Source organism: Sphingomonas populi, assembly GCF_004208535.1.
Classification (GTDB): domain Bacteria; phylum Pseudomonadota; class Alphaproteobacteria; order Sphingomonadales; family Sphingomonadaceae; genus Sphingomonas; species Sphingomonas populi.
In genome coordinates this window covers 33,405-53,398 of sequence record NZ_SGIS01000030.1, presented here as the reverse complement: position 1 = coordinate 53,398, position 19,994 = coordinate 33,405, and the positions used below count along the sequence as shown (strand labels likewise).

Genomic DNA, 19,994 nt, shown 5'->3' with positions numbered 1-19,994 from the left:
GAGGCCTTGATGACGCTGCCTGCGGGACAGCCGTCGGGCCGGGGCGCCGTGAGCGCGCCGGAACATGCATGTAGCTATTTGGTTCGACCTGTATGATGAACGGATCAAAGATCGTTGCCGGGTTCCTGATCGCTGTTGTTGCTTCCAGTGCCCCGGCGCTGGCGCAGGTGCCACCCTCGACGCGGCTCATCGCCACGGTCGATTTCTTCGGTGCTCGCATTGGCATGAACCGGGCCGCGTTGCTGGCCCATACGCCGGCAGCGGCAATCCTGGGGAGCCGCTGTACCACGTCTCCGTCCGATGATCCCAAGCTGCTTGTTCTTGAATGCGGCCTGCACACTCTCACGGTCGATTTCACCGCTGCCGGAACGGTATGGAAGCTCCGCGCCTCGTATGATTTCACCGACACTCCACTCCCGATCGAGGATACGCGAGCGGCGCTTGTTGCCCGATATGGCAAACCGACGGGCGTAAATCCTGCCGGCGGCCTGACATGGCTACGGCCGGGCACATCCAAGGCGAAGGCCGATCTTTGCGCAGGCGGTGCCATGCTGCTGTCCGCCGCGATCGAGCAAAGCGGCACACCCGGGGCGGCAGCCGCGCCTTTGCCGTCGATCAATCCGGGCTGCATGCCGATTCGAACCGCGATTCTGGCCCAACATGCCGGCCATCGCGGCGTGATCGTCGAGGTTCAGGATGCGCGACCGCGGCTCGCAGAGCTTGCACGGCTACCAATCGAGCCTGCGCCGGGTCGACGTTGAGAGGCCGTGCCAAAGCACAAGCCCCGGATCGGATGGATCAGGGCTGCGTTCGTCACTATCGCGACGCCTGCCTGTTCATCGGACGGGGGAGATGGCCAAACCGGCGCCATGCTGCTCGCCTTCACATCCGGGGCAGCCTGACCAATCCAAACCCCACATCACCACTTCGGCATCTGGCTGTTAATTGCCCAACCAATCGGCTGTAATCTCGCCTTTATGCCCCTCCGGCGCCAGCACGGCGCGCAGCGCTTCCAGCAGAGGCGGCAGCGCCTGCGTGAAGGCGTAGGGCGGGTTGAAGATATAAAGGCCCGCGCCGTTATAGATGTCGGGCTGATCGTCATCGTACAACCAATGCTCCACCGTCAGAAATTTCGGGATGCCGAGCTTGCGTAACTGCTCCTTCCACCGCCAATGCGTGGCGCGGTCTTTCAGCGGATACCAGATCACCGTCACGCCATGCGCCCATTTGCGGTAAGCGGCGGCGAGGGTGGCTGTGATACGTGCGCGTTCGTCCGGTTGCTCGTACGGCGGGTCGACCACCACCACGCCCCGCGCGGTTCGGGTCGGCAGCAACGCCAGCCAAAGCTCGTAGGCGTCGCGCTCATGCACGGCAGCGGATGTGTCGCGCATCACGCCGCGCAAGGTATAGGCGTCATCGGGGTGCTTTTCGTTCAGGATCAGGAAATCCTGCGGGCGAAGAAGCTGCGCCAGAATTCGCGGCGACCCGGGGTAGACGTGTGGCTCGGCCCCGACATTCACCGCCTGTACGGCGGCGCGGTAGTCGTTCAGCAAGGGGTTCGGGTCGACAAAGGCCCGCAGCACGCCCTGCATGGACTCGCCGGTGCGTTGGGCGTCCTCGCCGTCAAGGTCGTACAGCCCGCAGCCGGCATGGGTGTCGATCAGGGTCAGCGCGCCCGGTTTTTGCTGCAAGGCCCGCACGAGGGCGATCAATAGGCTGTGCTTCACGACATCGGCGCTATTGCCAGCATGGAAGGAATGGCGATAATTCATTGCGATTCAAAACCCTGAGGATCTACCGTATCCGTGCTGCCGGGCGCGGGTGCCGAGCGCGAGGCGATTGAAGTAACCAAGCCGGTGCTGGTATAAAGTCGGGCCGAAACCTTCAATGCACTTCTGCGCCGGCCCTCAAGCCCGCGTTAGCGATCGACACCAGAGGCGGAGACGTGAGGCTCCGGGTGCATGGGAATGCTCGATCATCGAGAAACCGGACGCGACTGGCATTACCGCGACGCGCCCGTTCGCATGATGACAGCGGAAAGGTCATATAGCACTGAATTATCAGAACTGCGGCGTTTTGACGCCTGCGTCTGCTTATGTCAGTAACGGACTTGCACCCGCTTAATTTAGAACAACGTGGATTGGTCGGGCACGGCTCTGGTCGCCTGTCGCCGGAAGCTCGTGGGACATGTACGAACCCGCTGGCGCCGGATGGGTGCCCAGATTTGAAGTGCCGTTGACCCACGGATATCTGCGCTTTGGTTGAGCCTGCTGCTGCATAGGCGGATTATCGCGACGCCTTTCAACCAAGGAGCGTACGATGATCACCAGCATCTCTGCGACGGTTCGCCCGTGTATCCGCGCCTGTCCCAAAGATCAGTCCGCATTGCCTCTCCGCTCGCTTAGGGTGCGTATCGGCGAGGCTGGCGCCTGGACTGCGCCGCCGACGAACGGCGGGCCCTTTGCGGAGAGCGATGATGACGGGCGACTCCTACGATCTGATCGTGCTCGGCTCTGGCGCCGCCGGATTGACCGCCGGGCTCACTGCTGCCGAATACGGCGCGCACGTCCTCGTCGTGGAAAAGGGCGAGAAGGTTGGCGGCACGTCGGCATGGTCGGGCGGGCAGATCTGGATACCGTGCAATCCGCACATGAAGGCGTTCGGCAAGGAAGACAGCCGCGAAAAGGCGCTGACCTATCTGGCCAGCATGTCGAACGGCCTGATCGATCCCGCGATGGCCGAGGCGTATATCGATGGCGGGCTGGAGATGGTGGCCTTCCTGGAGGATCGCACCCCGGTCCACTTTTCCGTGGTTCCGCATTTCCCCGATTATCATCCCGAGCAGCCCGGCGCGGCCTCGCGCGGGGGGCGCACGCTGGAGTGCCCGGTCTATCCCTATGGCGAACTGGGCGCGTGGCGCGACAAGGTCGAGACGTCACCCTATTACTGGCCCAATATCTATTTCACGGTCGGCGAGACATCGTTGGCGCAGGCGGTGCCCGATCCGCTGCCGCGCGAGGAAGCGGCGCGCCGCGCCGCCAATGACGAGCGCGGGCTTGGCCACGCGCTGGTCGGGCGGCTGCTGAAGGGCTGCCTCGATCGCGGCGTGGCGTTCCTGCTCGGCACCGGCGGCAGCGATCTGGTGATGGAAGAGGGGGCGATTGCCGGCGTCCGGCTCGCCGACGGGCAGGTGTTGCGCGCGGCGAACGTCCTGTTGGCGACCGGCGGTTTCGAACACAACGAGGCGTTCAAAAAGGCCTATCTGCGCGGCCCGCTGCAAAATGCCGCGTCGATCGACACCAACACCGGCGACGGACAGAAGATGGCGATGCGCGTCGGCGCGATGATGGGGTCGATGCGCGAGGCGTGGTGGATGCCGATCGTCGAGGCACCGCTCAACGCGAAGGGCATGATGCTGTTCACGGGCGAGCGCACGCTTCCGGGCACCATCATGGTCAACCGCGAGGGGAAGAGGTTCTGCAACGAAGCCGCCAATTACAATGCCTTCGGAAGCGCGTTCCATGAGATCGACCAGAACAGCAGCAGCTACCTCAACCTGCCGTGCTGGTGTGTGTTCAATCAGGCCTTTTACGACAGATGGGGCTTCCTCGACGCGCAGTTGATCGGCACGGCGGGCAGCCACGGCAAGACGCCGGCGGACTGGATCGCACGCGGCGCGACCCTCGCCGATCTGGCGCGCGCGCTCGGCATTCCCGGCGATACACTGGAGGCTACGGTGGCGCGCTGGAACGCCAGCGTGGACAGCGGCGTGGACGAGGATTTCGGGCGCGGTGACAGCTATTACGATCTGTATTGGGGCGATCCCGCGCACAAGGGCCGCAAGGAAGCCACGCTCGGCCGGATCGACGGCGGCCCATATTATGCGGCGGAAGTGAAAAGCGGCGCGCTCGGCACCAAGGGCGGCGCGCAAACGGATACATTGGGACGCGTACTCGATCTCGATATGCGGCCGATCCCCGGCCTGTATGCCGCCGGCAACGCGATGGCGAGCATGATGGGGATGACCTATGGCGGTGGCGGCGGAACGCTCGGCCCCGGCATGGTGTTCGGATATCTCGCAGGCAAACACATCGCCGGGCGCAACACCGGCGCGCCCGCCGATCGGGCGATCGCGGCGGTGACGTGACGCGCACTACCGCCGCAGCGAAGCCGGTCGGCTTGGGCGGGATCATCTGAACAGGTGACGATACTGCGGCCGAGCCCCGGTGCGGGGGCAACGGCATCAACACGATCGCGACGAGAGAGGACAGCATGGACATCAAGGGAATGGCGGCAATCGTGACCGGCGGGGCGTCCGGCCTTGGGGGTGCGACCGCCACGCTGCTGGCCGGGGCCGGCGCCAAGGTCACGATCTTCGACGTGAATGTCGCTGTGGGCAGCGCCCATGCGGAGGCGATCGGCGGGCATTTCGTCAAGGTCGACGTGACGGACGAGGCGTCCGTCGCAGCGGGGCTCGCCGATGCGGAACACGCGCACGGCAAGGCGCGCATTCTCGTCAATTGCGCAGGGATCGCCCCGCCGGCAAAAGTGATCGGCCGCGACGGGGAGGCCGCCCCGCTCGCGGATTTCACCAAGGTCGTCACGATCAACCTGATCGGGACGTTCAACGTCCTGTCGAAATTCGCCGCGCGCATCCATGACGCAGACGCGATCGGCGAAGAGCGTGGCGTCATCATCAACACCGCCAGCGTCGCTGCGTTCGAGGGGCAGATCGGGCAGGCGGCCTATGCCGCGTCGAAGGGCGGGGTGGCCAGCATGGCCTTGCCGGTCGCGCGCGAACTCGCCCGGTACGGCATTCGCGTGATGACGATCGCGCCGGGCATCTTCTGGACGCCGATGCTCGCAGGGCTGCCGCAGGAGGCGCAAGAGTCGCTCGGCCAGCAGGTGCCATTCCCCAGCCGCCTCGGCAAACCGGAGGAATATGCACGCCTGGTCGAAAGCATCATCGCCAACCCGATGCTGAACGGGGAAACGATCCGGCTGGACGGCGCGATCCGCATGGCGCCCAGATGAGCGCCGCTGCGGCTGACGCCAATGTCGGCACCACGCCGATCCGCGAGGCGCACCGGTTCGACGAAGCGGCGCTGATCCGTTGGATGGGCGCGCATGTTGCGGGGTTCGACGGCCCCGTCGCCGTCGAGCAATTCAAGGGCGGGCAATCCAACCCGACCTACAAGCTGGTGACGCCCGGCCGATCCTATGTGCTGCGCCGCAAACCGCCCGGCCCGTTGCTGAAAGGCGCTCACGCGGTGGAACGCGAGGCGCGTATCCTAACGGCGCTCGGCAGCGTCGGCTTCCCGGTGCCGACGGTGTACGGCCTGTGCGAAGACGACAGCGTGATCGGCAGCGGATTCTACGTGATGGAGATGGTGGAGGGACGCATTTTCTGGGATGCGAGCTTCCCCGGCGTGGCCGCGCAGGAACGCCCCGCGTTCTTCGACGCGATGAACGATACGATCGCGCGGTTGCACCAGATCGATTACCGCGCGCTCGGGCTGGAGGATTACGGCAAGCCGGGGAATTATTTCGCCCGCCAGATCGGCCGCTGGTCCCGCCAGTATCTGGAGGATGCGGACGCGGGGCGGAATGCGGATATGGATGCGCTGGTGGAATGGCTGCCCGCGCACATTCCGCCGGGCGACAAGACGACGATCGTCCACGGCGATTTCCGCTGCGACAATATGATCTTCCACCCGACCGAACCGCGCGTGATCGCGGTGCTCGACTGGGAGCTGTCGACACTGGGGCATCCCCTGGCTGACTTCGCCTATCATGCGATGATGTACCAGATGCCGCCCGATATCGTTGCCGGCCTCGCCGGTGCTGATCTCGCTGCGGGGAATATTCCCAGCGAACAGGCGTATGTCGCGGCCTATTGCCGCCGAACCGGGCGCAGCGGGATTCCAGACTGGGAATTCTACATCGCGTTCAACATCTTCCGGCTCGCGGCGATCTTTCACGGCATCGCCGGGCGCGTCATCCGTGGCACTGCGGCATCCGCCCATGCCAAGGACCGTGCAGCGAATTTCCCCAGGCTGGCGCAACTGGCGCGGGCCGCGATGGAGCGGTGCGGATGAGCGATGACCCCGTTCTGCTTGCGATCGACCACGCGATTGCGACCGTCACGCTCAATCGTCCGGGTGAGGGCAATGCGATCGACCTGCGACTGGCCCGTGCGTTGCTGTCGGCGGCGATACGATGCGACACCGATCCGAATATCCGCTGCGTGGTGTTGACCGGCAACGGCAGATTGTTCTGCGCGGGTGGTGATATCGGATCGATCGCGGCGGCGGGCGATGGTGTCGCGGCGTTCGTCAGCGAGCTTGCCGGCATTCTCCATATGGCGGTGAGCCGCCTGATGCGGATGCGCAAGCCGCTACTGGTGCTGGTGAACGGGCCGGCGGCGGGCGCGGGTTACAGCCTCGCGATCGCCGGCGACATCGTGATCGCCGCGACGTCGGCGCATTTCACGCCGGCTTACGGCGCGGTCGGGCTCAGCCCGGATGGCGGCATGTCGTGGCTGCTGCCTCGCCTTGTCGGAATGCGCCGCGCGCAGGACATCCTCCTTTCGAACCGCCGGATCGGCGCAGCGGACGCGGCTGCGATCGGTCTGGTGACCCGCGTGGTCGACGACACGGCGCTGGCGGCCGAGGGCTCGGCGCAGGCCGCGCTTCTCGCCGGTGCCGCGACGCAAGCGATTGGCGCGACGCGGGCGCTGCTGCTTTCCAGTTATGGCGAATCGCTGGAAGGGCAACTCGAACAGGAAGCGCGCGGCATTGCCGTAGCCAGCGCTGGGCGGGAGGGTCGCGAGGGCGTCAGCGCCTTTCTCGCGAAACGAAAGCCCGAGTTCGACGGCTTGCCCTAGGCTCGCGGCATGTGCCGCCGACGTTTGCGAAAAGACGACATACCGGAGAGAAGACAATGTTGAACCGCCGCATCGTGCTCCGCTCGCGCCCGACGGGCATACCCGATCCCGACACATTCCGGGTCGAGGAGGTGTCGGTTCCTGAGCTTGAAGACGGCCAGGTCCTGCTCCAGAATCGCGTCTTCGCGATCGACCCGGCGGTTCGCGGCATGCTCGACGACGTCAAGAGCTACCTGCCGGCGGTGCCGATCGGCGGCCTGATCCCCACGATGGTGCTGGGACGGGTGATCCAGTCGCGCAACCCGGATTTTCGCGAGGGCGATTATGGGCGGGCGTTCGTCGGCTGGGAAACCCATTCCGTCGTTTCGCCCGGCGCGGTCGGGATCGAGAACGTGCGTATTGCCGATGATCTGCCGCTGACGGCCTATATGGGGGCGTGCGGCTGGTCCGGGATCACGGCCTACGTTGGCCTCAAGCTCTATGGCGAGATGCGCGCAGGCGACGACGTGCTGGTGAGCGCTGCGGCGGGCGCGGTCGGCTCGGTGGCGGGGCAGGTGGCGCGGCTTTCCGGGTGCCGGGTGGTCGGCACGGTCGGCACCGATGCGAAGGCGCGGATCGTCACCGATGTGCTGGGCTTCCACGGCGCGATCAATTACCGCGACTGCGACAGCCTGGATGCGGAAATCGCGCGGCAGTTTCCGAACGGCATCGATCTCTATTTCGACAACGTTGGTGGCGTCACGCTCGATACGGTGCTGCCCCGGATGAAGGCGTTCGGCAGGATTCCGGTGTGCGGGATGATTGCCAATTACAACCATCAGACCGATCCGTACCGCCTGCGCAATATCTGGCAGGTGCTGGTCAATCGCATCACCATGCGCGGTTTTCTTGCCTATGAGGCAGGCGATATGATCCACGAAGCGGAGGATGCGCTGGCCGGCTGGGTCCGTTCGGGCGAGCTGATCGCCACCGAAAACGTCTCGACCGGGCTCGAGGCGTCGGTCGACGCTTTCATCCGCCTGATGTCCGGCGATACCACGGGCAAGACGCTGGTCCGCCTCGACGACTCGGTCTCGACCCTGGCGGACTGGCAGCGCGCGGGCTAGCTGCCGGGTCGCATCAGCACGCGCCCGAAGGGATGGCTCTGCGCGACGAAGCGGTGGGCGGCAACCGCGTCTGACAAGGCGAATTCTGCGGCAACGGGCATGGTCAGCGCGCCGCGATGGACCTGCGCGACGATATCGGCGAGCAGGGCATGAACGCGCGGCGTATGCATGTCACGGCCGAACGAAATGCCGACGACGTGGAGCGCCTTACGGATCAGCTCGAAGAAGCCGAAACTGGGTAGATCGCCCGCTGCTGCGCCGATCACGGCATACCGCCCATGCGCGCGGACGGCCCGCATCAGCGCGTCCTTGCCTTTGCCGCCGGCCAGATCGAGCACCAGATCGACGCCACGCCCGCCGGTGAGCGCAAGGCAGCGTTCGCCGATGTCCTCGCGCGTGTAATCGATGCCGTGGTGCATCCCGAAGGGCGCAATCCGTGCGAGCCGCTCCGCACCGGCGGCGGTGCCGATCACCGTCGCGCCCGCGCGTGCCGCAAGCTGAACCGCCGCCAGCCCGACCCCACCCGCCGCACCTTGAACCAGCACGGTGTCGCCCGCCTTCGTTCCACCATATTCGAACAGCGCATCGTGCGCGGTGCCGAACGCGATCGGGATGGTCGCGGCCCCGCGCAAATCCATGTCGTCGGGCACGGGGTAGGCATGATGTTCGGGCACCGCGAACAACTCGGCGTGGCTCCCGTTCCAGTTGAAGCCGATCACCCGGTCGCCGGGTCGAAAGCGCGTGACGGACTCGCCGGTCGCGATCACGGTCCCGGCGGCCTGATACCCGGGCACGAACGGAATGCTGCTGGGCGGCGTCACCAGCCGGTTGAGGAGATCGCCGCCTTCGAGCGAAATCCACGCGACGGCGATCAGCACCGACTGCGGCGTCACGACCGGGTCGGGAACCTCGCCGTATTCCATCACCTCGGGTCCGCCATTGTGGCTGTAATGCACGGCTTTCATGGCGCTGTCGTCCAGATGGTCAGGCCGAAGCCCGTTTGGCGTCGCACGCGGCTGCGAATTGGGCGGGGTCGTAGTAAAAGGGCTTGATCTCGCAGCACTTCGTATCCCGGAAGCGGAACATTTCGCACAGTTCGGCGGGCGCGAGCGACGGATCGGCAAACCGCATCGTGATGACCGCGATGGCGCAGTCCGCCTCGGCCATCACGCTGGAGCGATCGAGCCCGACCACGTCGACCATGGTCATCACCTTGACGAACAGATCGTACAAGCCGGTCTTGCCCCGGTAGGCGCCGGCCATCGGCATGCTGTCGGCCTCATAAGCGACGAAATCCTCGGTCAGCATGTCGGCGGCGGCTGCCCAATCGCCCGCGCCGGTCACGGTATACAGGCGTTCGACAAAGGCGATGGTTTCCTCGCGGGACATGCTCATGATGCTGTCGGCTCCTCTCGTTCGCCGCAGTGTGGCGACCCGCGCGGAATGCCGAACCTAGCGAATCTCATAGCCCTATCCTTGGCTTGCCGCGCGCATGATCCGGTCGCTATTCGTGCTGCCATGACCGATTCCGATCCGATCTGGCAGCCGCTTTGCCCTGCGGCCGATTTCCCAGAGGCAGGGAAACTTGCCGCGCAGTTGGGCGGCTGGAGCGTACTTGTCGTACACAGCGATGATGGCTTCCACGCAGTAAACGATCGCTGCACGCATCAGGCGGCGATGCTCTCGCCCGGCAAGGTCCGTCGCGGCGCGATCATGTGCCCGCTGCACGGCGCGCGGTTCGAGGCGGGGAGCGGACGGTGCATCGGCGGCACCTACCCCGATCTGCGCCGTTTCGACATCCGCATCACCGACGGCATCATCGAAGTGGCGGTGCCCGCATCGCCCCCCGGCCCGAACGAGCGTCCGGCTCCGCCAAGCTGAAACCGGCGCGACACCCCTCTCACCTGTCGCAGGTTCGCGGGGGGCTCCGGCAGGTTAGCCTCTGTCCCAAAGCATAGGGAGAGGCGATCATGACGTTTACCGGCGGGTTCGAAGACCGTCTGGCAATCCGGGAACTGCTGGAGACCTATGCCGACGCCGTGACCCGGTGCGACGCCGCCGACTGGGGCGCCACCTGGGCGGAGGAGGCCGAATGGTCGCTGCCCGATTATCCCGAAATCGGCACGATCTCGGGCCGCGCCGCGATCGTCGCGATGTGGGTCGAGGCGATGAAAGCCTATCCCGGCATCATGTTCGAGGCGTGGCCCGGCTCCATCGAGATCGAGGGCGATCGCGCGACGATGCGCAGCTACACGTCCGAAGTCTACGACCAGAACGGCACCACCATGCGCGATCGCGGCGTGTATGAGGACGTCTGCGTGCGGATCGCGGGCCGCTGGTACTTCGCGTCCCGTTCGTTCCGCAACATCCACCGCCAGCACGCGCCGAAGGGATGCTGAGCGCGAGGGGCGGTCGAAGCGTGATGAATCGCTTCTGGCGGCTCGACCGGCACCCGGTCGGTAACGATGCGTTCGTCGAGTCGCTGAGCCTGTGCAGCGAGGAAATCGCGCCGCTGGCCGAAGGCGAGGTGCGGATCGCGGCGCAGTGGCTTTCCATGGACGCTGGCACCCGCATGTGGATGAGCCCGCGCACGGACGGGTATCAGCCGCCGCTGCCGCTCGGCAGCAAGATGACCGGGCTGGTGCTGGGCCGGGTCAGCGAGAGCCGCGATCCGGCGTTTCCGGTCGGCACGATGGTGCGTGGCTTCGGGCAGTGGGCGGAGCAATCGGTGGTCACGCCCGCGCTTGCGGCACTGGAAGCGGTCGATGACAGTATCGCCGACCCGCGCCAGCATTTCGGTGCGCTCGGCCTGAACGCTTCGACCGCATATGCGGGCGTGGCCGAAGTGCTGGGCGTGCGGGCGGGGGAGTGGCTCGCCGTTTCCGCAGCAGCGGGCGCGACCGGCAGTCTTGCGTGCCAGATCGGCCGCAACCTGGGTGCGCGCGTGATCGGCATCGCCGGTGGCCCGGCCAAATGCGCGTATCTGCGCGAGGCGCTGGGCGCGGAGATCGCGATCGATTACCGCAGTCAGGATGTCGCTGCCGAACTGGCGCGTGTGCCAGGCGGGGTACACGCCTTCTTCGACAATGTCGGTGGCGCGATCCTCGATGCGGTGCTGCCGAACATGGCGCATTATGGCCGCATCGCGATTTGCGGGCTGATCTCCGCGTACGCCAGTGACATGCCGATGGCGGGACCACGCCATTTCGACCAGATCCTGATGCGCCGCCTGCGGGTGGAAGGTTTCTTCATTCCCGATTTCCTCGACCGCGCGAGCAGTTTCCTGTCGCGTTTGCGGGCGTGGCATGATGGTGGCACGCTGGCGCTCCACATCGATGAGACGGTGGGGATCGAGAACGTGCTCACCGCTTATCGGCGGATGTTGACCGGCGGCAGTCTCGGCAAGGTCGTGGTCAGGCTCTGATACCGATCACCCCGTCACCGCGAGCGACGGGCCGTCCGCCTACGACAGCCCGCACTACCGGCACGCGATCCGCTGGACCGCGCTTCGGGCCTGAGCGGCGTCACATCGCCGTGACGCCGCCATCGACGGTGAATTCCGCGCCCGTGATATAGGCGGATTCGTCGCTTGCGAGGAACAGGTTCATGTTGGCGATGTCTATCGGCGTACCCATGCGCTGCATCGGAATGGCCGCCACGATCTGCTGGAACCCCGCTGGATTGTCGCGTCGTGCCACATCCTGCATCGACGTCTCGATCATGCCGGGGTGGACCGAATTGCAGCGGATGTTATCCGCCGCGCATTCGAGGGCGACGACCTTGCTGAACATCCGCACGCCGCCTTTCGCCGCTGCATAGGCGCCGCACATCGATACGCCGACGAGCCCGGCGATCGACGACAGGTTCACGATCGATCCGCCCTGGCCGACCTTGCGCATCAGCGCGACCGCGCGCTGCGTGCCGTAGAACACGCTGTCCAGGTTGACGCTGTTCTGCATCGCCCAGTCGGCGGCCGAGAGCATATCGAGTGGCTTCAGGATCGCGATACCGGCGTTGTTTACCAGCACGTCGAGCCGACCGTGCTGCTGCACGATCGCCGTGAAAATCGCATCCCAGCCGGCTTCGCTGGTCACGTCATGGGCATGGGCCTGCGCCGTTCCGCCGGCCGCGCGAATCTCCTGCGCGACGGCGTGCGCGCCGGCCTCGTCAAGATCGGTGAGGTGGACATGGGCGCCTTCCTCCGCGAAGCGTTTCGCGGTTGCGGCACCAAGGCCGCGTGCATTGCCCGCGCCCGTCACCAATGCGATCTTGCCGTCGAGACGTGCCATCATTCCTGCTCCTTAAAAACAAGGGGGTGCCCGCAGCGAACCGCCCGGCACCCCCGATTGCCCCGAGGGGCGGGTCACATCAGAATTTCACGCCGATCGTCGCGCCGTAGGTGCGCGGCTCCAGCGCCATGCCGAACGACCACAGGCCGGCGACCGTGAAGGCGTGGGTCGTGGTCTTCTGATCGGCCAGGTTGCGACCGAAGACACGGACATACGCATCGGTGGACGACAGCTTGAAGTTCACGGTCAGGCTGGCGTCGATCAGATCCTGCGTGGTGGTGCGTACGCGCGGGTCATTCCCGTTGACGATGACGCCCGCCTTGCCGCCGATATTGGCGGGGGTGGTGGACGCGGCCGAAAGCTGCTCGTCATAAGGGCTGATGTGGCGCCAGCTCAGCGAGGTTTGCACCTTGCCGAAGCTCGTCGGGATTTCATATTCCGCCGCCACCGAGCTGGTGAACTTCGGCGCGTAGATCAGGTTGTTGGTGGAATAGTCATACGGTCCGATGCCGCTCGCCGGTGCCAGCACGCCGCCCGGATATGCCAGCCCCGCCGGCAGCACGCCGTTCGCGATGAAATTGCGGAAGTGCGATTCCATATAGGCGGCCGAGGTCATGATCCGAAACTGCGGGGTCACGCGGAACGTGCCGTCCATCTCGATGCCTTTGATGATGGCGCCACCGGGGACGTTGCCGGTGATCGTCTGGTTGCCCGTCGGGCCGCCGGGCAGGGTCAGGTTCTGCTGCATGTTCTTGTAGTCGGAAACATAGCCCGCGAGGTTGATTTCCACCTTGCGGCGGAACAGCGCGATTTTCGTGCCGATTTCGTAGGAGTCGACCGTCTCCGGCTGGAATGGCGTGCTCGCCGTGTCCGCCGTGGCGGCGCGGGGGCTGAAGCCGCCGGACCGGTAGCCGCGCGACCAGGATGCATAGAACATCGTGTTGCTGTCGGGACGGTAGTCGACACCGACCTTCGGCGTGAACTTGTTGAAGCTCGCGTCACCGGTGCCGACCGGCACGAACTGGCTGGCGGTGGCGTTGGCCGGATCGACCAGCTTGCCGCCGGCAAAGCCATTGAACAGCTTCTTGTTGTCGTGGCTGAAACGACCACCGAACGACAGGCGGAACTTGCTTGCGAAGGCCCAGTTGAAATCGCCGAACGCGGCATAGCTGCGGGTCTTGCCCTCGACATGCTGGGCGTTCGTATCGAACTGTGTCGGCGGCGTGGTCGGCGCGAAGGCCAAGACGCGAGACCATTGTGTCAGGTCATATTTCGAATCGAAGAAATAGCCGCCGACGACATAGTCAAACCCGTCGAACAGTTTTCCAGAAGCACGCAGTTCCTGGCTCCACTGGGTATAGTGCTGGCGACGGTCCACGTAATACAGATCAACGCTGGAGCCGTCGAAATCCTGCTCCTGCTCCTCACGGGTGTGGCGCCAGCCGGTAATCGCGGTCAGCTTGATGCCGCCGATGTCGTAGTTCATTTCGAGCGTGGCGTCTGGCGCGTGATAATGGCTGTCGGCCGCCTGGCCGTAAGTGGTGTACAGGTCGGTCGTGGTGTTGCGGTTGCATTCCACCGCCGGCTCGAACGCGCAGAAGACTTCGCCCGTTTTGGCGATGTTGCTCACCACCGGGTTGAAGCTTTGCACCACGTTTTCGACGGTGAGCTGCGCATCGAAGGTCGAGCCCGCCGGACGAAACAGCACGGTTGCGCCGTACGAGTCGCCCTTGCTCCAGCCGTCAGAGGTGTTGCGGGTGACGTTGTGGTAGTAACCGTCGGTCTGGTTGTGGAAGTAGAAGCCCTTAACCCCCCAGGTTTCACCGTCGCCGTAGTTGAGGATTGCCTTGCCGGACCAGGTGTTGAAGCGGCCATAGGTGAATTCCACCTTGCCGCCCGGCTCCATCGTCGGCTTCGACCGGGTGATGCTGACGACGCCGCCGATCGTGTTGGCACCGAACAGCGTACCTTGCGGGCCGCGCAGCACTTCGATCTGGGCGACGTCGAAGGCATCCTGCAACTGGCCCGTGTTGGTGCCGATGGTGACGCCATCGACGACCACGCCGACGGTGGGCGTCTGCGACTTCTCGACGTCGGCATAGGTGAGGCCGCGGATCGAGATGTTGGCGGCCTGTGCGCCGGAGTTTTGCTGCGTGATCAGCAGGCCGGGGGCAGCACCCTGGAGGTCGCCGATGTTCACGGCCGCCTTGGCTTCCAGCATCGCGGTGTTGACCGCAGTGATCGCGACCGGCGTTTCCTGCAAGGTTTCCGAGCGGCGACGCGCCGAGACGATGATGTCGGCCGGATCGGCGGCTTGCGCGGCGGTGCCATCGGCGGTGGTGGCCGGGGCCTGCGCGAAGGCAGGGGACGCCATTTCCGTGAAAGCGGTTGTCGAGAGCGCGAGCAGAAGCGCCCCGCGCAAGCGTGCGGATTTCCTCATTGATCCTCCCCAGAGGCGTGCTCACTCACCGGCCGCCCTAACAATAACCTTATGGAACGCTTTTCGGAGAAAGCGGACCTGTCGAATTGCACAGGTGCTTGTTATCCCGTGCGGTGAAAACAGTCTGTTCACAGGAGATGGATGCCATGCCCGGAAATCGACGCTTCGTACTTCTACGCAGGCCGAGCGGTGTTCCCGTTCCCGAAGACTTCGCGCTCGTTTCCAGCGATATGCCGAAAGTGCCGCAGAACGGCTTCGTCGTCCGCAATCATTTCGCGTCGCTGGACCCGGCGCAACGCGGCTGGATGGACGATGCCGAAAGCTATCTGCCGCCGATTCCGCTCGGCGATGCGGTGCGTGCGACGACGGTGGGCGTCGTGCAGGAGAGCGACAATCCGGCCTTTCCGGTCGGGCAATGGGTGCTTGGTCTGAACGCGCTGGAGGACTATTCCGTCGCCACGCCTGGCGGGTTCACGCGATGCATCGACGTGTCGGCGGTGGCGTCGCCGTCGCACTATCTGTCCGCGCTGGGCGCGGTGGGGCTTACCGCCTATTTCGGGCTTGCCGATGTGGCGCGTCCCAAGCCGGGAGAGACGCTGCTGGTCTCCGGTGCCGCCGGTGCGGTCGGTTCGGCCGTCGGGCAGATCGGCAAGATCCTCGGCTGTCGCGTCATCGGCATCGCCGGGGGCGAGGACAAATGTCGTCGCCTGCTGGCGGATTACGGCTTCGACGTCGCGATCGATTACAAGGGCAAGGATCACGCCGCGCTCGTCGCAGCGATTGCGCAAGCGGCGCCGGCGGGTGTGGACATCGTCTTCGAGAATGTCGGCGGCCCGGTGATGGAAGCGACCGTCTTCAATCTCGCCCTGCGCGCGCGCATCGTGCTGTGCGGGCTGATCAGCGAGTATAACGCCCCGGAGAAGGTCGGCTTGCGGAACCTGTGGCAGATCATCGCGCGACGCGCGACGATCCACGGCTATCTGATCGCCGACTATGCCGATCGCTTCCCGCAGGGTGCGACGCAGATGGCGGGGTGGATGGCGGATGGCCGCTTGCGCGTCGATGAGGATGTCCAGCACGGCCTGGAGAACGCATATCCGGCGTTCATGCGTCTGTTTACCGGTGAGAATACCGGCAAGCTGATCCTGAAGATCGCATGAGCGCGCGGTTGGCGGGACGGCGCGCGATCGTCACCGGCGCAGCCTCCGGCATCGGCGCCGCTGTCGCCGCACGGCTGGCGGCGGATGGCGCGCGGGTGTTCACGGCGGACGTGAAGGGGGCTGTCGATTTCGTCGCGGACCTGACCGGGGCGGATGCCAACCAGAACCTCGTCGCGGCGGCCGTGGCGGCGATGGGCGGTGTCGACATCGTGGTGCCGTGCGCCGGGATCAGCGCGTTTCATCCGCTGGAAGGGCATGAGGACGCGTATTTTCAGCGCGTGCTGGACATCAATCTGCTCGCCGTGTTCCGGCTGGTGCGCGCGGCGGTGCCGCATCTGAAAGCACATGGGGCGGGCCGGATCGTGACGATCGGATCGACCACATCGACGTTCGGCGACGAAGGGCTGTGCGCGTATGCGGCATCGAAGCACGCGGTACTGGGCCTCACGAAGTCGATCGCAGCGGAACTGGGACCGTTCGGGGTAACCGCGACATGCGTCCAGCCCGGCGCCATCGACACGCCGATGACCGCGCCCGCCTTTACCGAAACGCCGGCGTACCGCGACTTCTGGGAAAACAAGGCGCCGTTACGCAGGCTCGGCCGCGCTGAGGACATTGCCGATGTCGTTGCGTTTCTGTGCAGCGACGATGCGCGCTTCGTCTCGGGCCACGGCCTTTGGGTGGATGGCGGCGCGATGGCGCGGCACTGATGGGCGAGGCGGCTCCAACCGAGCCGCCTCGCGATTGGGATGCCGTCAGAATTGAACGCGCTTGGTGTAGCCGCCGTCCACCACCAGATTGGTGCCGGTGGTGTAGGACGAGGCCGGGCTTGCGAGAAAGACGATGCTGCGCGCCACTTCCTCGGGGCCGCCCCATCTGCCCAGCGCAAAGGTCGCTTCGGTGGCCTGGTACAAGTCCGGCATGGCCTTGCCGATCGCTTCCCAATTGCCGCCGGGAAATTTGATCGGCCCCGGCGACACGCAGTTCACACGGATGCCGAGATGCCCGACCGCCTGGCCATATTGCCCAGAGTAGGCGATCAGCGCGGCTTTCATCGCGTTGAAGGCCTGCGGGACGATGAACGTCTCGGTGGCTGCAGTGGATGCCATGATGACGATCGCGCCCGCGCTCGATTTTTCGAGCCACGGTTGCAGGGTTTCACACCCCAGCACCGTGCCCTTGATGTCTGCGGCGAAGCAGGCCTCCCAATCGCCGGTCGCGCCGGAGCCGGATGCGCTCGCGCCCGGCACGAAGATGTCGCAGCCGCCGAGCCGTTCCGCCGCCGATTTCAGCCACGCGACATAGGCGGCGTGGTCGAGCATATCGAGCGCCTCGCCGATCACCGTGCCGCCGTGCGCGGAGAGCGACGCGACGGTTTCGGCGACCTGATCGGCATTCCGCGAGAAAAAGGCGATGTCGCACCCTTCCGCCGCGAAGATTTCCAGCGCCGCGCGGCCGATGCCGCGGCTACCGCCGGTGAGAATGACCTTCTTGCCCTTCAGTCCGAGATCCATTCCGCAATCCTCATCGCTGGCCGTGTCGCGGCGTGTGTTCTTGTGGCGTCCTTGGCGCGCAAGGCAGCCGCGTGCCGCTTTTGCCCGAGCGCCTCGGCCGCACCACTGACGTTTTGATCAGGACGGCGATGGCGGGCGCCATGATAGCGCATTGCCGATAGATAGGAGAGGCGGACATGGCGAGGCTGGATGGAAAGCGGGCCGTGATTCTCGGCGCGAGCAGCCCGGACAATATGGGCCAGCACATCGCGACGCGGTTCCTCGCGGAGGGCGCGCAGGTGCTGGTATCGGGGCGCAAAGGCGATGTGCTCGCCGATTTCGCCGGGGCGCACGGATGCGCGTGGACGACGTGCGACCTGACCGACGAGCAAAGCGTCGATGCGTTGGGCGATGCTGCCGTTGCGGAGCTGGGCGGTATCGACATTGCGGTGAATGCGACCGGCTGGGGGCTGTTGAAGCCGTTTCTCGACACCACGCATGACGAGCTGATGGCCATTACGATGCTGCAGTTTGCCGGGCCGTTCCATTTCTATCAGGCGATGGTGCGGCGGATGGTGCGGTCGGCGGGCGGGCGCGGCGGATCGATCCTCCAGATCAGTTCGGCGACCGCGACGATCATGCTCAACGATCATGCGGCGTATATGGGCACCAAGGCCGGGGCCGACCATGTCATCCGCTGCATCGCGCATGAATTCGGCGCCGAAGGCGTGCGGGCCAATTCGATTTCGCCGGGCCTCACCGAAACACCGATGACCGCCGAGGCGATGTCGGTGCCGGGGCTGTCCGAAGCGTTTCTGGCGGGCTATCCGCTCGGACGGATCGGCACGAGCGACGATATCGCCGCCGCCGCCGTGTTTCTCGCCAGCGACGAATGCTTCATGACGGGCGAGAATTTGCAGGTGAACGGCGGGCTGACGTTGCGTCGCAATCCCACCAATGCCGAGATCGCCGCCGCCGTGGCCGCCGCCGCTCAGACCTGAGCCGCTTCCATCAGGGCGCGAACATCGGCGCGGAGCTGGTCCTTGCGGACCTTTCCTGAGGCGGTGCGGGGGAAATCCTCGCGGAACTCCCAACGCTCCGGCGTCTTCTGGCGGGCGAGGCCGCTCGCGAGAACGTGATCCGCGAGCGCCTGCCTGTCCGGTAGCGCGCCGCGCGCGATGATATAGGCGCAGACACCCTCGCCAAGCCGCGCATGTGGCATCGCGACCACCGCCGCTTCGCGCACGCCGGGGTGGGTATGGAGCACGTCCTCGATTTCCTTGGCGGAGATGTTTTCGCCGCCGCGGATGATGAGATCCTTCTTGCGCCCGGTGATGGTCAGCGCGCCTTCGGCTGAACGGACGCCAAGATCGCCCGTGCGGAAATAGCCGTCGGCGGTCAGCGCCTCGCGCGTTTGCGCCGCATCCGCATACCCCAGCAGCATCGCCGGCCCGCGCGCGAGGATCTCGCCTTCCTGCCCGTCGGCCACGTCGCGATCGTCGCCATCGACGATGCGAACCGCGTAATCGACGATCTCGCCATCGGTCGTCGCTGCAAGCACGCGGTCGTCGGGCCAGCCGAACGTCACCAGCGGCACTTCGGACGCGCCGAACACCCGGAAGGCGCGGCAGTCCGCAAACGCCGCGTTGGCGGCGGGGATCAGGTCATGCGGCACCGCCGCCCCGCCACAGGCGAAGAAGCGGAAACCGGCCAGCTCGCATCCCCGCGCACGCGCTGCCGCCGCCAGCTCTACGAGGAACGGAGTCGCTGCGACGGTGCCCACGGCGCCGTGACGCTCGATCAGCGCAATCGCCTCCGCCGCGTTCCAGCTTTCCATCAGGATCGTCCGGGTGCCGCACACGAACGGCGCTTCCAGCCCGTTCGCATAGCCTGAGATGTGCGTGACGGGCGAGGGCATCAGCGTCGCTTCGCCGGGCATCAGCCGCCAGTGCGCCGCGCTCGCGCGCAGGACTCGCGCGATCGAAACATGGCTGTGCAATACGCCCTTGGGGCGCCCGGTGGTGCCGGAGGTATACAGCACCATCTTCACGCCCAGCGGATCGACGTTCGGCGCGACGAAGGGGCGCCCGCGACCGGCGGAAACCAGGGCGGCGTAATCGTCGTCACCGCTGCCGCGTACGGTGAGGATCTGGTCCAGCCCTGGCAAGCTGCTGCGGATGCGCTCGGCCATCGCCGCCAGCTCGCCGCCACGAAAAGCGGATGCGGCGAAGACCGCGCGCGCGCCGCAGTCCCCCAGCATCATCGACACTTCGTGATCGCGGTAGATCGGCACGATCGGATTGACGACCAGGCCGGAGAGCGCGGCGGCAAGGTTGATGATCATCGCCTCGTGCCAATTGGGCATCTGGAAGGCGACGACATCGCCAGCGCGAAGCCCCCGGTCGTGCAGGGACACCGCCAGCGCGCGCGCATCCGTCAGGGCCTGCATCCGGGTCACCGCGACATCGCCGTCGATCAGCGCGATAAAATCGGGATCGACCTGCGCCAGTGCCGCTGCCTGCGTGGCAAGCGTGCGCGCGTCCCACACGCCGGCATCGGCATAGCCTGCCAGATGCGCGGGCGGTGTCTTCAGCCATGCCCAGGGCGGCATTGTCCTCTC

The 19,994-nt window shown here is 65.7% G+C and carries 19 protein-coding genes; 12 read left to right on the top strand and 7 right to left on the bottom strand.

Annotated elements, in window-relative coordinates; all coding sequences use genetic code 11:
* The first annotated feature begins 95 nt into the window (after positions 1 to 95).
* The gene (locus EWE75_RS17475) at positions 96 to 761 is read left to right on the top strand and encodes a hypothetical protein (RefSeq protein WP_130159392.1); all 666 of its coding nucleotides are present in this window, start codon (positions 96 to 98) and stop codon (positions 759 to 761) included.
* A gap of 180 nt (positions 762 to 941) precedes the next feature.
* Here the strand turns inward: EWE75_RS17475 and EWE75_RS17470 are convergent, their stop codons facing one another.
* Positions 942 to 1,772 (bottom strand): 23S rRNA (adenine(2030)-N(6))-methyltransferase RlmJ, encoded by an 831-nt coding sequence (locus EWE75_RS17470; RefSeq protein ID WP_130159391.1) that lies wholly within the window; start codon positions 1,770 to 1,772, stop codon positions 942 to 944.
* Positions 1,773 to 2,476: 704 nt separating this feature from the next.
* On the opposite strand from EWE75_RS17470, the gene EWE75_RS17465 reads away from it, so the two are divergent.
* The 5 genes from EWE75_RS17465 (at position 2,477) to EWE75_RS17445 (ending at position 7,992) form a co-directional block, all read left to right on the top strand.
* Positions 2,477 to 4,147, top strand: coding sequence for an FAD-dependent oxidoreductase (locus tag EWE75_RS17465; RefSeq protein WP_130159390.1), 1,671 nt, complete (start codon positions 2,477 to 2,479; stop codon positions 4,145 to 4,147).
* A gap of 125 nt (positions 4,148 to 4,272) precedes the next feature.
* Positions 4,273 to 5,034: an SDR family NAD(P)-dependent oxidoreductase gene (locus tag EWE75_RS17460; protein WP_130159389.1), complete on the top strand. Its 762-nt coding sequence runs from the start codon at positions 4,273 to 4,275 to the stop codon at positions 5,032 to 5,034.
* The gene (locus EWE75_RS17455) at positions 5,031 to 6,098 is read left to right on the top strand and encodes a phosphotransferase (protein ID WP_130159388.1); all 1,068 of its coding nucleotides are present in this window, start codon (positions 5,031 to 5,033) and stop codon (positions 6,096 to 6,098) included. The genes EWE75_RS17460 and EWE75_RS17455 overlap by 4 nt, the downstream gene beginning before the upstream one ends.
* A complete protein-coding gene (locus tag EWE75_RS17450; protein WP_130159387.1) occupies positions 6,095 to 6,886 on the top strand; it encodes an enoyl-CoA hydratase/isomerase family protein in 792 nt (263 codons plus the stop codon). The genes EWE75_RS17455 and EWE75_RS17450 overlap by 4 nt, the downstream gene beginning before the upstream one ends.
* A gap of 56 nt (positions 6,887 to 6,942) precedes the next feature.
* Entirely contained in the window at positions 6,943 to 7,992 is a 1,050-nt protein-coding gene (locus EWE75_RS17445; protein ID WP_130159386.1) for an NADP-dependent oxidoreductase, read from the top strand.
* On the opposite strand, the gene EWE75_RS17440 is transcribed toward EWE75_RS17445, so the two are convergent.
* Entirely contained in the window at positions 7,989 to 8,957 is a 969-nt protein-coding gene (locus tag EWE75_RS17440; RefSeq protein ID WP_130159385.1) for a quinone oxidoreductase family protein, read from the bottom strand. The two genes, EWE75_RS17445 and EWE75_RS17440, sit on opposite strands and share 4 nt — an antisense overlap.
* 19 nt (positions 8,958 to 8,976) lie before the next feature.
* A complete protein-coding gene (locus EWE75_RS17435) occupies positions 8,977 to 9,387 on the bottom strand; it encodes a nuclear transport factor 2 family protein (RefSeq protein ID WP_345789392.1) in 411 nt (136 codons plus the stop codon).
* A 123-nt stretch (positions 9,388 to 9,510) separates the two neighbouring features.
* Here EWE75_RS17435 and EWE75_RS17430 point away from each other — a divergent pair, with 123 nt between their 5' ends.
* The 3 genes from EWE75_RS17430 to EWE75_RS17420 all read left to right on the top strand — a co-directional run bounded on the left by EWE75_RS17430 (position 9,511) and on the right by EWE75_RS17420 (position 11,416).
* Positions 9,511 to 9,873, top strand: coding sequence for a Rieske (2Fe-2S) protein (locus EWE75_RS17430; protein ID WP_130159384.1), 363 nt, complete (start codon positions 9,511 to 9,513; stop codon positions 9,871 to 9,873).
* Positions 9,874 to 9,962: 89 nt separating this feature from the next.
* Complete coding sequence (locus EWE75_RS17425; RefSeq protein WP_130159383.1) at positions 9,963 to 10,391, top strand: nuclear transport factor 2 family protein; 429 nt, start codon at positions 9,963 to 9,965, stop codon at positions 10,389 to 10,391.
* A gap of 23 nt (positions 10,392 to 10,414) precedes the next feature.
* The gene (locus EWE75_RS17420) at positions 10,415 to 11,416 is read left to right on the top strand and encodes an NADP-dependent oxidoreductase (RefSeq protein WP_130159400.1); all 1,002 of its coding nucleotides are present in this window, start codon (positions 10,415 to 10,417) and stop codon (positions 11,414 to 11,416) included.
* Positions 11,417 to 11,516: 100 nt separating this feature from the next.
* Here the strand turns inward: EWE75_RS17420 and EWE75_RS17415 are convergent, their stop codons facing one another.
* Positions 11,517 to 12,281 carry an SDR family NAD(P)-dependent oxidoreductase gene (locus EWE75_RS17415; RefSeq protein WP_130159382.1) on the bottom strand — a complete coding sequence of 255 codons (765 nt, stop codon included), beginning with the start codon at positions 12,279 to 12,281 and terminating at the stop codon, positions 11,517 to 11,519.
* 79 nt (positions 12,282 to 12,360) lie between these two features.
* Positions 12,361 to 14,721, bottom strand: coding sequence for a TonB-dependent receptor (locus tag EWE75_RS17410; RefSeq protein WP_130159381.1), 2,361 nt, complete (start codon positions 14,719 to 14,721; stop codon positions 12,361 to 12,363).
* Positions 14,722 to 14,867: 146 nt separating this feature from the next.
* Here EWE75_RS17410 and EWE75_RS17405 point away from each other — a divergent pair, with 146 nt between their 5' ends.
* Together EWE75_RS17405 and EWE75_RS17400 are read left to right on the top strand one after the other, a co-directional pair.
* The gene (locus tag EWE75_RS17405) at positions 14,868 to 15,881 is read left to right on the top strand and encodes an NADP-dependent oxidoreductase (protein WP_130159380.1); all 1,014 of its coding nucleotides are present in this window, start codon (positions 14,868 to 14,870) and stop codon (positions 15,879 to 15,881) included.
* Positions 15,878 to 16,591, top strand: coding sequence for an SDR family NAD(P)-dependent oxidoreductase (locus tag EWE75_RS17400; protein ID WP_130159379.1), 714 nt, complete (start codon positions 15,878 to 15,880; stop codon positions 16,589 to 16,591). The genes EWE75_RS17405 and EWE75_RS17400 overlap by 4 nt, the downstream gene beginning before the upstream one ends.
* 45 nt (positions 16,592 to 16,636) lie before the next feature.
* Here the strand turns inward: EWE75_RS17400 and EWE75_RS17395 are convergent, their stop codons facing one another.
* Entirely contained in the window at positions 16,637 to 17,395 is a 759-nt protein-coding gene (locus EWE75_RS17395; protein ID WP_130159378.1) for an SDR family NAD(P)-dependent oxidoreductase, read from the bottom strand.
* A gap of 176 nt (positions 17,396 to 17,571) precedes the next feature.
* Here EWE75_RS17395 and EWE75_RS17390 point away from each other — a divergent pair, with 176 nt between their 5' ends.
* On the top strand, positions 17,572 to 18,375 hold the full coding sequence (locus EWE75_RS17390; protein WP_130159377.1) for an SDR family NAD(P)-dependent oxidoreductase: 804 nt from the start codon (positions 17,572 to 17,574) through the stop codon (positions 18,373 to 18,375).
* On the opposite strand, the gene EWE75_RS17385 is transcribed toward EWE75_RS17390, so the two are convergent.
* Positions 18,366 to 19,985 carry an AMP-binding protein gene (locus EWE75_RS17385; protein WP_231708426.1) on the bottom strand — a complete coding sequence of 540 codons (1,620 nt, stop codon included), beginning with the start codon at positions 19,983 to 19,985 and terminating at the stop codon, positions 18,366 to 18,368. The two genes, EWE75_RS17390 and EWE75_RS17385, sit on opposite strands and share 10 nt — an antisense overlap.
* Between the last annotated feature and the right edge of the window lie 9 nt (positions 19,986 to 19,994).